This is a genomic window from Streptomyces sp. NPDC093984 (assembly GCF_044764595.1).
Taxonomy (GTDB): Bacteria; Actinomycetota; Actinomycetes; order Streptomycetales; family Streptomycetaceae; genus Streptomyces; species Streptomyces cynarae.
Genome location: NZ_JBIWIM010000001.1, coordinates 1,325,260 through 1,337,245, shown reverse-complemented (window position 1 = coordinate 1,337,245; position 11,986 = coordinate 1,325,260). Strand labels below are relative to the sequence as shown.

General features: G+C 69.0%; 9 protein-coding genes. All 9 read right to left on the bottom strand.

All coding sequences use genetic code 11. The features are described from left to right. Positions 1 to 17: 17 nt before the first annotated feature. The gene (locus ACIRC0_RS06000; RefSeq protein ID WP_403612741.1) at positions 18 to 818 is read right to left on the bottom strand and encodes an ABC transporter permease; all 801 of its coding nucleotides are present in this window, start codon (positions 816 to 818) and stop codon (positions 18 to 20) included. 8 nt (positions 819 to 826) lie between these two features. Beyond that, positions 827 to 1,630 (bottom strand): ABC-2 family transporter protein, encoded by an 804-nt coding sequence (locus ACIRC0_RS05995; protein WP_403611789.1) that lies wholly within the window; start codon positions 1,628 to 1,630, stop codon positions 827 to 829. After that, on the bottom strand, positions 1,630 to 2,649 hold the full coding sequence (locus tag ACIRC0_RS05990; RefSeq protein WP_403611786.1) for an ATP-binding cassette domain-containing protein: 1,020 nt from the start codon (positions 2,647 to 2,649) through the stop codon (positions 1,630 to 1,632). Before ACIRC0_RS05990 ends, ACIRC0_RS05995 begins: the two co-directional genes overlap by 1 nt. Then, positions 2,646 to 3,809: an MFS transporter gene (locus tag ACIRC0_RS05985; RefSeq protein WP_403611783.1), complete on the bottom strand. Its 1,164-nt coding sequence runs from the start codon at positions 3,807 to 3,809 to the stop codon at positions 2,646 to 2,648. The genes ACIRC0_RS05990 and ACIRC0_RS05985 overlap by 4 nt, the downstream gene beginning before the upstream one ends. Next, positions 3,806 to 6,667, bottom strand: a complete 2,862-nt coding sequence (locus ACIRC0_RS05980; protein ID WP_403611780.1) for a glycoside hydrolase family 2 TIM barrel-domain containing protein — start codon at positions 6,665 to 6,667, stop codon at positions 3,806 to 3,808. The genes ACIRC0_RS05985 and ACIRC0_RS05980 overlap by 4 nt, the downstream gene beginning before the upstream one ends. 12 nt (positions 6,668 to 6,679) lie before the next feature. Continuing rightward, a complete protein-coding gene (locus ACIRC0_RS05975; protein ID WP_403611777.1) occupies positions 6,680 to 7,549 on the bottom strand; it encodes a carbohydrate ABC transporter permease in 870 nt (289 codons plus the stop codon). Then, positions 7,546 to 8,517: a carbohydrate ABC transporter permease gene (locus ACIRC0_RS05970; RefSeq protein WP_403611774.1), complete on the bottom strand. Its 972-nt coding sequence runs from the start codon at positions 8,515 to 8,517 to the stop codon at positions 7,546 to 7,548. Before ACIRC0_RS05970 ends, ACIRC0_RS05975 begins: the two co-directional genes overlap by 4 nt. Before the next feature lie 20 nt (positions 8,518 to 8,537). Beyond that, positions 8,538 to 9,803 (bottom strand): ABC transporter substrate-binding protein, encoded by a 1,266-nt coding sequence (locus tag ACIRC0_RS05965; protein WP_403611771.1) that lies wholly within the window; start codon positions 9,801 to 9,803, stop codon positions 8,538 to 8,540. Positions 9,804 to 10,029: 226 nt separating this feature from the next. Then, positions 10,030 to 11,886, bottom strand: a complete 1,857-nt coding sequence (locus ACIRC0_RS05960) for a glycoside hydrolase (RefSeq protein ID WP_403611768.1) — start codon at positions 11,884 to 11,886, stop codon at positions 10,030 to 10,032. Between the last annotated feature and the right edge of the window lie 100 nt (positions 11,887 to 11,986).

Sequence of the window (11,986 nt, the reverse complement as noted above, 5' to 3'; positions counted from 1 at the left end):
GTGTCACCCGCAGGCTCTCACCCGTTCACTCCCGTGTAGTGCCCAAGGCTCCACCGCCACAGCAGCCGCGACCCCAGATACGCCAGCAGTCCGAGCAGCGGTGAGGCCGCCGCCAGCCAGTACGGGGCGCCCGTGTCGTGGCCGTGGCCGGTCAGCACCGCCGCCGGGAAGTACGCGACGAACGCGAGCGGCAGGCCGAAGGTCAGGAAACCGCCCACCGCCTTCGGCAGGACGTTCAGCGGATAGCTGCCGAACGTGCCGAGCAGTTCCTCCAGCCAGCGGCCCCAGTAGTCGGCGGCCGGGAACCGCAGCGACGCACAGGCCACCGCCGTGAACAGGGCCGCCTCCAGGAGCATGCCGCCGACGAGCGAGAGGATCAGGTACGTGATCCTGCCCGTCGTCCAGTCCAGGTGGCTGCGGCCGAGCGCGCCCGCCATCAGGCCCGCCGCCACCGTCAGGTCACCGATGGCGTTGGTGGGGAAGAACTGCAGCTGGACCTGGCGGTACACGGGCATGGGGCGCAGCAGGTACGCGTCGATCCTGCCCTCCTGGATGTGCCGGCCCAGTCCGTGCACCCGGCCCAGGAACAGCACGAACAGGCCGTGCGCCAGCATCCGCGTCGCCGGGATGAGGAGCACGTCCGAACTGTCCCAGCCGCCCATCCCGGTGAACCGGGTCAGCAGCACCGTCGCGAACACGATCACCGACACCTGCCAGATGGCACCGATGGCGATCATCATCAGGAACTCGGTGCGGTACTCCAGCTGGGCACGGAAGTTGAGACGGGTGATCCGCCATGCGATGCGCAACGCCTTCACCGACACGGTCAGCCTCCCTGGGAGATGACACGCCGGGCGGCCCGCCGCCACAGCAGCCGGGTGAACAGGGACAGGGCCACCACCCACCCCGCCTGGACGGCGAGTTGCGCACCCGCGTCGGACAGCGGGATGCGGCCCACGTACAGGGACAGCGGCACGCTCAGCGTCGCCTGGAACGGAAGGAAACCGCTCATCGTGACGAACCAGTGCGGGAAGAACCACAGCGGCGCGTACACCCCGGACAGCAGGTTCTGCGCGAAGAGGAGGATCAGCATCGCCGCGGTGTTGCGCAGCGTCCAGAAGCACAGCTGGTCGATGAGGAGCGTGACGTAGTGCAGGACCCACTGGCCGAGCAGCAGGCTCAGCGCGAACACCCCGGCCACGGACGCCGACTCGGGGGGTTCCACCACTCCCGCCGCGAGACACACCGCGTATCCGGCCAGTGCCCACACCAGACCGTACAGCTGCTCGCCCAGCGCCCGCAGAGCGTAGTAGCGCTGGGGCGGCAGCGGGCGCAGGTACCAGTACACGATCGTGCCGAAGTGCATGTGCTGGAGCACCGAGTCCCGGCCCGCGTACTGGTCCAGCTCCCGCAGCCGGGAGGCGAGGACCGCGAGCACGGCGTAGGTGACCGCCTGGTCGCGGTCCAGTCCGGCGGTCGTGCCGGTCGCCTGGTACAGGCCGCGCCACAGCGACGCCACGAGCACGACCTGCACGGTCAGCCGCAGCAGGGCGGCCGTGATGCGGGGCGGGGTGAGCAGCTCGCCGAGCGGGGTGACCCGGGCGGCGCGCCAGGCGTACAGGACGGCCATCAGACCCCCTCCGCCTGGAACTCCGCCTGGGACGCCGCCTGGACGTAGGCCGCGCGCATCACGTCCTCCAGGTCCGCCTCGTCGATCCCGAGGTCCGTGACCTCGTACCGCTCGATGATCTGCTTCAGCGCCTGGTGGACCGTCGGCGCGCCCGAGCCGTCCGGGCCGAACACCACCTGCGGCCCGTCCCGCCGCAGCAGCGCGATGCCCGGCAGCGGCTCGACCGGCGCGTGCGGATCGGCGAGGGTCGCCCGCACCTGCCAGGTCGAGCCGAACCTCCGGCGGATCTCGTCCAGGGTGCCGTCCAGTACCAGCCGCCCGTGGTTGATCAGGACCACCCGCTCGGCCAGCCGTTCGACCTCCGTCATGTCGTGCGTGGTCAGCAGCACGGTCCGGCCGCGCTCCTCGACCTGGTGCCGCAGGAACTCCCGCACCTGCTCCTTGACCACCACGTCCATGCCGATCGTCGGCTCGTCGAGGAACACCACCGGCGGGTCGTGCAGCAGCGCCGCCGCCAGGTCGCAGCGCACCCGCTGGCCGAGCGAGAGATGCCGAACCCGCGTGTCCCAGAAGGAGGAGAGATCGAGCAGCTCGTCGAACTCCTTGAGCCGGGCCGCGTGATCCGCCTTCGGCACCTCGTAGATGTCGCGCAGGATCGCGAACGACTCGCGCACCGGCAGGTCCCACCACAGCTGGGTGCGCTGCCCGAACACCGCGCCGATGTTGCGCGCGTTGCGCTCCCGCTCCTCGTACGGCACCACGCCCGCGACCCGGGCCTGGCCGGACGTGGGGGTGAGGATGCCGGTCAGCATCTTGATGGTGGTGGACTTGCCTGCGCCGTTCGGGCCGAGCAGGGCGAGCAGTTCGCCCGGGGCCACGTCGAAGGTGATGTCCGTGACGGCGTGTTTGGTCACCCTCTCCGGGTTGACCAGGGAACGCAGGGCGCCCGCGAAACCGGGGCGGCGGACGGTGGTGAGGAAGGTGCGGGTAAGCCCGCGGACCTCGATGCTCGCGCTCACTCGACGAACCTCCGGGTCAGTTGGATCAGCCATACGGTCGCCGCGAGCGAGGCGGCCGACAACGCTGTCAGCAGCCAGGGAACGGCATGGATGCCAGCGGCCTCGATGCCCAGGCCCAGCAGCGGTGGCGCTGCCACCCCGCCGACCATCGACGCGGCGATGACCCAGGCACCCGCTCTCTTTGCCTGGGGGAGAGCCCGGTTCAGCCAGGGCAGGCCGGTGGGGAAGACGGGCGCAATGAACAAGCCAACACCCGCATAGGCAACCGGCGCCACACCTTTTACGAGCGACAGCAGCAGACACGCCGTCATCCCGGCCGCGCACACGGTGAGGATGCGCTCGGGGGCGTATCTGAGCGTGAGCGGGACGACGAGGAAGCGGCCCGCCGTCATCATCAGCCAGTACACGGAGGTCGCGGAGGCGGCCACGGTCGCGCCGTATCCGACGGTTTCCAGGTGGGTGGGCTCCCAGCCGCCGACGCCAGCCTCGACGGCCACGTTGAGGACGTAGAGGGCGAGGAAGCCGACGAGGACGCGGGACAGGCCCAGCGACGTGGACGCCCTCGGCACGACGCCGACCGGTTCGGTCCGTACGCCCCCCGTGCACAGGACCAGTACGGCCGCCAGCACCGCGCACCCCCCGAACGCGTACGCGTAGTGCCGGGGGCCCGTCCACGCGATGACCGCCGGACCCAGCACCGCCCCGATGCCGAAGTGGGCGTTGAGCACGTTGAGCATGGCCGTGGACTTCTCGCCGAAGCCGACCGCGAACAGCTGGTTGAGGCCGTAGTCGATGCCGCCGAAGCCGAGTCCGCCGAGGAAGGCGGCGCCCAGGGCGAGCGGCCAGTTCGGGGCGAGCGCGAAGCCGGCGCCGCCCGCCGCCATCAGCCCGTAACTCGCCGCCAGCAGCATCCGGTTGCTGATCCGGGAGTGGATGGCGTTGAAGGCGAGGACGCCGGCGACCCCGCCCGTGAAGTGCAGGCTCAGGCCGAGACCGGCGCCCGACGGCGACAGGCCGTACTCGGCGCGCAAGCCGGGGACCGCCGGGCCGTAGAGCGCCTGGAGCATGCCGATGAGGACGAAAGCGACGCAGGACGCGGCAGCGGCCGGACGACTGAACAGCCGTCCGGCCGCGGAGGTCCTCAGGACCGTGTCCGTCAACTGACCTCCGAGAACACGAAGGAGAACTCCGCGGGCTCGGCCCGCAGGAAGTACTGCGGCAGCGGGCCCGGACCGCACGACTGCGAACCGATGCCGTGCTGGCCGTGGTCGAGGTTGACCCACACCGTGTCGCCGGGCGTGAGGTCGGTGCGGTGCCGGGCGGCGTCCAGCTGCTCGGTCGTCCAGCGCCGGGCGCTGAAGAAGAACTCCGGGTCGCCCTCGACGCGCAGCCCGCCGAGCTCCGCCCAGCGGACGTCGGCGCGGGCGCCGTTCTCCTGCGGGCGCACGTACGGCGTCTGCAGCCCGTCGACCGTGGACTCCCAACGGCCGAGCTGCGAGGCCGACCTGGTGTCCGGGTACGCCTCGCCGGGGCCGCCCCCGAACCAGGTGACCCGGTCCGCCGCGCCGGACAGGCCGAACCGGATGCCGAGCCGGGGCAGCGGCACCGTCCAGTCGCCCTCAGGTGTGACGGACACGGCCAGCCGCAGCCTCTCCCCGTCCGACGACCAGCGGTACACGGTGGCGAGGCCCACCTCCCAGGCGGCGGGAGCCACCCGGGTCCGCACGGTCAGTGCCCCGTCGCCGAGCTCCACCGCGTCCAGACGGTGCCGCATGCGGTGCAGGCCCAGCTTGCGCCACATGAAGCCGTAGCGGAGGTCGGTCTGCCACTCGGCGCCGTCGTCGTTGTCGGTGGTGGCCCGCCACACGTCCAGGCGCAGGCCGGTCACGTCCACGCCGCCGACGGCCGTCAGCGCGCCCGTGCGGGCGTCGAAGGTGCCCGGGCCGAGGGTGATCCGGCCGTCGGTGAGCACGGGAGCCGTGCCCGCGGCGGCCGGGACCGGCACACGTCCGGTGACCGGGAACTGGCCCCACGCCACCTGGTGGCCCTTCGCGCCCCACGCGGTGTCCGACGCCAGCACCGCACGCACCGTCCACTGCGCCTCGCCGCGGCGCACCTCGGGCGGTTCGGGCAGCTTGACCTCCGCCGACTCTCCGGCCGCGAGCACCGGCACCGACAGCGAGCCCGACTCCACGGTCTCGCCGTCGACCTGGAAGGACCACTCGAAGGCGAGCGCCGAGAGGTCCGCGAAGTCGTGGGCGTTGCGGATCCGCACGGTACCGCCGTCGCCGTCGCCCTCGATGCGGACCGGCTCGATCACCTTCTTGTACTCGACGAGGCCCGGCGACGGCTCACGGTCGGGGAACAGCAGACCGTCGCAGACGAAGTTCCCGTCGTGCAACTCCTCGCCGAAGTCGCCGCCGTAGGCGTAGCCCAGCTCCGGGTGCTTGATGCCGTGGTCGATCCACTCCCAGATGAAGCCGCCCTGGAGGCGGTCGTAGGACTCGAACAGCCGCTGGTAGTCGGCGATGCCGCCGGGGCCGTTGCCCATGGCGTGCCCGTACTCGCAGAGGATGAAGGGCAGCTCGCGGCGCTTGTGGGTGCCGCCGTCCAGTCGGCGGCCGATCTGCTCCACCTCGGCGTGGCTCGCGTACATCCGCGAGTACACGTCCGTGTCACGGCAGTCGATGTCACCCTCGTAGTGCACCAGCCGTGAGGAGTCACGCCCGTGGATCCACTCGGCCATCGCGGTCAGCCCGCGCCCGGTGCCGGCCTCGTTGCCGAGGGACCAGATCACGACCGACGGGTGGTTCTTGTCGCGCTCGACCATACGGGCGGCCCGGTCGAGCAGCGCCGGGGTCCAGCGGTCGTCGTCGACCGGGTTGTCGCGCCAGGCCTGCTCGACGAAGCCGTGGGTCTCCAGGTCGCACTCGTCGATGACCCACAGGCCGTACTCGTCGCACAGGTCCAGGAAGGCCGGGTGCGGCGGGTAGTGGGAGGTGCGGACGGCGTTGACGTTGTGCCGCTTCATCAGCAGCACGTCCTCGCGCATCGTCTCCAGGTCGAGCGCGCGGCCCTTCTCCGGGTGCCACTCGTGCCGGTTGACGCCCTTGAAGAGGACCGGCCTGCCGTTGACCTTGATCAGGCCGTCCTCGAGGACGACGGTCCGGAAACCGATCCTGAGCGGCACGCGCTCGCCGTCGGTGGCCAGCACGCCGTCGTACAGCGTCGGCGTCTCCGCGGTCCACGGCTCGACGGGCACGGTCACGGACTCACCGGTGGCGACATCTATGTCGAGCGCGGGCACGGTCACCCGGCCGTCCACGTCCGCGTCGACCCGCAGCGTGCCCTCGCCGGTCACGTGGTCGTAGGAGGCGTGCACGAAGAAGTCCAGGACACCGTCCGCCGGACGGTGCAGCAGGGTGACGTCCCGGAAGATGCCCGGCAGCCACCACTGGTCCTGGTCCTCCAGGTACGAGCCCGCCGACCACTGGTGGACCCGGACAGCGAGCACGTTGCCGCTCGGCTTGAGCAGATGGCCGACGGCGAACTCGTGCGGCAGCCGGGAGCCCTTGAACTCGCCGATGTCCGTGCCGTTCAGCCACACCCGCGCACAGGACTCGACACCGTCGAAGCGGAGCACCGCCCCGCCGTCCGACGGCCAGTCGGACGGCAGGTCGAAGACGCGCAGATGGTCACCGGTCGGGTTCTCGGTCGGCACGCGCGGCGGGTCGACCGGGAAGGGGTAGAGGTGGTTGGTGTAGATGGGAGAACCGTGCCCCTGGAGGACCCAGTGGCCGGGGACCGAGACCTCCGCCCAGTCCCCCGCGTCGTATCCGGGCTCGGCGAACGCGTCGTCCTCGGCGTCCGCCGTCGCCGCCAGCCGGAAGCGCCAGCTGCCGTTCAGCGAGAGGGACGCCGCGTCCGAGGACGCGTACCAGGCGCGGGGCGGCAGGGCACCGCTGCCCGGGGAGACGTCCTCGACGTAGTCGATGGAGGAATGGGTGCGGAAAGACATCGGTCTCCTAGGTCAGCCCTTGATGCCGGTCTGTGCGATGCCCTGCACCAGCCAGCGCTGCAGGAACAGGAACACGAGTACCAGCGGCAGGATGGAAATGGCCGTGGCCATGAAGATCAGATGGAAGTTGACGGTCTGGTTGGTCATGAACGAGGAGAGCGCGACCTGCACGGTCCAGGCGCTCGGGTCCTGACCGATGACCAGCGGCCACAGGAAGGCGTTCCAGCCACTGATGAAGGTGATCGTGGCGATCGCCGCGAAGAAGTTCAGCGAGTTGGGCACGACGACCCGCCAGTACGCTCCCCAGATGGTCAGCCCGTCCACGCGTGCCGCCTCCTCCAGTTCCTTGGGGAATCCCAGGAAGTACTGCCGGAACAGGAAGCAGGTGAAACCGCTGAAGAGGCCCGGAATGATGAGACCGCGGTAGGTGTCCACCCAGCCGAGTGACGACACCAGCACGAAACTCGGCACGAAGGTGACGGCCGTCGGGACCATGAGGGTCGCCAGGACCGCGTAGAAGACCTTGTTGGCGTGCTTGTAGGGGATGCGCGCGAGGCCGTAACCGGCGAGCGAGCAGACCAGGAGGGTGCCGACGGTCATCAGGACGGCGACGACCATCGAGTTCCACAGGGACCGGCCGTACTCGACCGTCTGATCGTTGAACAGCTCGGAGATGTTGCCCCACTGGAAGGAGGGGAGCCATTTCCAGCTCTCGCCCGTGATCTCCGGGTCCGTGGACAGGGAGTTGCGGGCGATCAGGTAGAAGGGGATCAGGAACAGCAGGGCGGCGACGCTCACGGCGACGTACAGTCCCGTGTTGCCGAGGACGCTCCCGCGCTTCACACGGCGCGGCTTTCCGGCCTTAGGAGCGGTGGTGGTCACTGGGAGTCCTCCCCCCTGCCGAAGCCCATGAGCTTGCCCTGGAACAGGGTGACGATGCAGATCAGAATCGACAGGATGACCGCGCCCGCGCTGCCGGCGCCGTAGTCCTGGTTGGTGCCGAGGGCCGCCTTGTACAGCTCCATGAGCGGTGTCTGGGCCCAGGTCGCCTTGGTCGAGATGATATTGAAGAACTCGTCGAACGCCTGGTAGGCGGCGATCAGCAGCAGCAGGATCACCGCGGTGGAGGTCGCCCGGAGCTGGGGCAGCGTGATGTGCCGGAAGGTCTGCCAGCCCGGCTTGGCGCCGTCGATGGCGGCGGCCTCGTACAGCTCCGACGGGATGTTCTGCAGCGCCGCCAGGAACAGGATCATGTAGAAGCCCGACTGGATCCACAGGCGCAGGGTCAGGATGACCAGCCAGTACCAGGGCGGGCTCGGGTCGGCGAGCCAGGCGATGTTGTCGATGCCGAACCAGCCGAGCACGGTGTTCGCCATGCCGAAGCGGACGCCGCTGAAGATGGACATCTTCCACACCAGCGCGGCGGCGACGTAGGAGACGGCGGTCGGCAGGAAGAACACCGACCTGAAGAACGCCCGCATGAACCGCAGCCGGTGCACCAGCAGCGCGAGGCCCAGCGACAGCGCCCACGTGGTCGGCACGATGAACGCGGCGAACACGGTGAAGGTCAGCAGGGAGTCGGGGAAGTTGCTGTTGGTGAGGATCTGCTTGTAGTTGCCGAAGCCGATGAAATTGCTCGGCGTGACGGTGTAGCGGGCGTCGAAGAAGCTGAGATAGAAGCTCCAGATGATCGGCACGAACACGAAGATCGTCAGTCCGATCAGGAACGGCCCGGTGAACAGCCAGAAGTTGAGGGTGTTGTTCGCCCCGAGGCCCCGCCTCGGCCGGGCCTTGGAGGCCTTGGCCGGGGCGGGGGGCTGGGCGACCCCGAGCTTGGTGGTGGTCGACATGTCGTGGGTCCGTCCGCGGCCTATCCGAACAGCTTCTTCAGCTCGACGTTGACCTTTTTGTCGCAGGCGTCGAGCGCGGCCTCCGGGTCGCCGTTCTTGCGGACGGAGTTGGCGATGACGTCGTTGAACGCCGTGATCATCGCCTGGGTCCAGCCGATGTTGTCGAAGTGCCCGTAGGTGTTGAACAGCTTGACGCCGTCAGCCGCCGCACCCGACTTCAGCTTGGTGGCCTGGGCGGCGATCGAGGTGCGCGGCGGGATGTGGAAGCCGTAGGAGGTGGAGAAGTCCGCCTGGTACTGCTTCTGGTCGATCCACAGCCACTTGACGTATTCCTTGGCCGCGTCGACGTTCTTGCCCTTGGCGTTGACGTACATCGACCAGCCGCCGTTGTAGACGGACTCCTTGCCGTTCGAGCCGATCTTCGGGAACGGGAAGACGCCGAAGTCGTCACCGAGCGCCTGCTGGGTGGCGGGCATCCCCCACATGCCGCCCCACTGGATCGCGCACAGGCCCTGGTTGAACGCGGAGGGGTCCCAGAAGTCGGCCGGGGCGTCCAGCAGCAGGTGGCCGCTGGTGAACAGCGTGCGGAGCTTCTTCAGGCCCTCGACGACACCGTCCGTGTGGTACGCGATCTGGTTCTTGTCGTCGAGGGTGTCGGCGCCGGCCGACCAGATGAGGTTGTTCTGGATCGGGGTCAGGTCGTTGCCGAGGAAGAGGCCCTTGACCTTGCTGGTGGTGAGCTTGGCGGCGGCCTCGATCAGCTCGTCCAGCGTGGTCGGGACGGACACGTTCGCCTTCTCGAACATGGACTTGCGGTAGAAGAAGAACTGCGGGTCGTCGATCATCCGGACGCCGTATATCTTCCCGTCGACCGTGTGCGACTTGATGTCGGCCGGGTTGAAGTCGTCCTTGACCGGACTGATGATGTCGGTGAGGTCGGCCACCTGACCGCTCTTGACGAGCTGGATCTGCGGGTGGAACTCGAAGACGTCGGGCGCCTGCTTGGTCAGCAGGGCGGAGAACAGCTTGGACTCGAAGTTGTTGCCCGTGATCCACTGCGTGGCCACGTTCGCCTTGGTGTAGGCCTTGGCGTAGCGCTTCACGGCCTGTTCGACGCCCGGCTCGCCGTACGCGTGGAAGTACTGGACGAGGTTCGTGCCCGAACCGCTGCCGCCGCCGCGGCCGTTGTTGCTCCCGCAGGCGGAGAGCGTGCCGGCGGCGGCCAGGCCCGCTGCGGCCTTCAGGAGTGATCGGCGGTCCCAGTTGCTGCTGCTCATTGCCGACATGCTGACGTCCTTGTCTCTGAAGCGCGGCTGCGGCTCTTGCGGCTCGGCGCGAGGTGGTTCGAAGGAGGTGCGGTGCGGGACGTTAGATCTTCGGCTAAGGCTTCGGCAAGGGGTTGGACGAAGCCTGCGCGAAACGTTGTGTCCGGTTCGGAATGACGAACAAGGGGGCGGGTCCGGGGTGAGGGCCGCCGGGTCAGGGTGCCGGCGGCCCTCGGTTCCGGGGGCGTTACTGCCTGGACCAGGCCTCGTTGGAGCCGCCGTTGCAGCTGTACAGGATCACCTTGCTGCCGTCGGCGGTCGCCTGACCGCTGACGTCCAGGCACTTGCCGGACGCCTCGTTGACGATCTGACCGTTCGCGTTGAGCAGCCACCGCTGGGTGGCGTCACCGGTGCGGTCGGCGGCGGTGGTGAGCCCCGAACCTCCGGCGGTCAGATAGCCGTTCGCGCCCTTCAGGGTGCCGTCCGCGTCGTACGACCAGGACTGCTCGGCCCCGCCCGTGCAGGTGTCGATCGCGGCACCCGAGGCGCCCGCCGTCAGGCACTTGCCGGACTGCGCGCCCTTCCAGGCGCCCGTCACGGCCGTCGTGGCGTGCCCGCGCTGGTCGAGGACGAAGGTCGTGATCGAGCGCGCGGCGAGCGTGGTGGAGACCGTGGAGCCGTTCACGGCCGGCTTGCCGACCGAGGCCCAGTTCTCCGTGGCCGACGTCCTGACCGCCTTCTCGGCCCGCACCGGCGCCTCGCTGTTGAAGCGCAGGTTCAGCGCCGTGTCGGTGGTGTTGTGGTTGTTGACCACGACCACCCACTTGCCCTTGTCGTCGTACGTCGTGACCTCGACCCCGCTCGGTGCGCCGGTCACGTTGTGCGCGACCGACCCCGGCCTGACGAACTTGCTGTACTGGCCGAGCGCGTAGTACCGCTTGGTGAAGTACAGCTTCTGGTTGCCGTTCGTCGCGTAGTCGGGGTCGTAGTAGATCAGGCCGTCGTTCCAGCCCTGGTCGTTCTTCGTGTACGGGTCGGTGCCGTAGCCGCTGGCCAGGGCCACCCACCACTGGAACGCCGAGTCGTGCGCGGTCGCGAAGTCCTTGTAGATGATCCGCGACATCAGCAGGGCGTTGTCGATCGTCGGGTCGTACTCCTGGTTCCAGCCCGTGGAGCCCTTGCCGAAGCAGCAGATCTCCGTGGCCCAGGGCTGTTTGCCGACCGCCTTCGACGTCTCGTAGATGTTGGCGAGCTGCCCGTCGTCGGGGTTGTTGTAGGTGTGATGGGCCAACTTGGAGACATACCGGGCGGTGTCCGGCTGCGAGATCCACTGCGGGAGCTCGCTGGTGAACTGCGTCGTCTTGCTGGACTCGTCCGCGATGATGCCGGTCTTCTGGTGCCGTGCCTTCTGCTCGGCGCCCAGCGCCCGCACGATGTCGTCGCGCTGGTCGACCGGTACCGGCATGCCCTCCTGGCCGCAGTCGGCGAAGCTGTTGTCCGGCTCGTTGAAGGGGCTGATGTAGTCGAGCTTCGCGCCCTGCCGCGCGAAGTGGTCCGTCACGTCGGCTATGTACTTCGCGAAGTCCGCCTCGTTCTCCGCCTTCAACTGCCCGCCGCAGCTCTTCCCGTTGGTCGTCCACTGGGCGGGGGCGCTGTTGACGAAGCCGATCAGGTCCTTCACGCCGTACGCCGCGGCATACTTCAGGAACGTCCGACCGCCCTTGTCCCTGCTCCAGTCATAGGTGCCGTCGGCGTTCAGGAAGTCCTCGGCGGCGCGGGCCGGGGTGGTGACCGCGACGCCGCCACCGCCGATGTTGTAGCGGTACGAGCTGAGGTCCAGGCCCTCCTTCGAGAAGAGCAGCCCCGCGACCCGGGCCTGGACGGCCGGCGAGAAATGCTGGAGGTCGTTGACCCACCAGGCACCGGAGGCGCCGATGTCGTCGATGGTCTGAGCGGCGTGCGGGGAGACCTCGGCCGCCTGGGGGTCGGCGGCCCCGGCGGGCGGGGCGGAGATCAGGGCCCCCGTGACAGCGAGTGCGGCTGCGGCTGTCGCCAGGACGGATCTGCGGGGGGAACGGATCGTGGATCTGCTGGTGCGCGTCAACGTGCATCCCTTCCGTCGTCATGAAGGTGGTGCGGTACGGCTCCTTGTGGGGGTGGCGCTTCTGGGACTGTGCTTGTCTTCTGCGGGGCGCGCCTGTGTC

Excerpts from the sequence above, each read along its gene's own strand:
- ACIRC0_RS05995 (WP_403611789.1), bottom strand. The coding sequence starts at position 1,630 with ATGGCCGTCCTGTACGCCTGGCGCGCCGCCCGGGTCACCCCGCTCGGC.
- ACIRC0_RS05980 (WP_403611780.1), bottom strand. The coding sequence starts at position 6,667 with ATGTCTTTCCGCACCCATTCCTCCATCGACTACGTCGAGGACGTCTCC.
- ACIRC0_RS05970 (WP_403611774.1), bottom strand. The coding sequence starts at position 8,517 with ATGTCGACCACCACCAAGCTCGGGGTCGCCCAGCCCCCCGCCCCGGCC.
- ACIRC0_RS05965 (WP_403611771.1), bottom strand. The coding sequence starts at position 9,803 with ATGTCGGCAATGAGCAGCAGCAACTGGGACCGCCGATCACTCCTGAAG.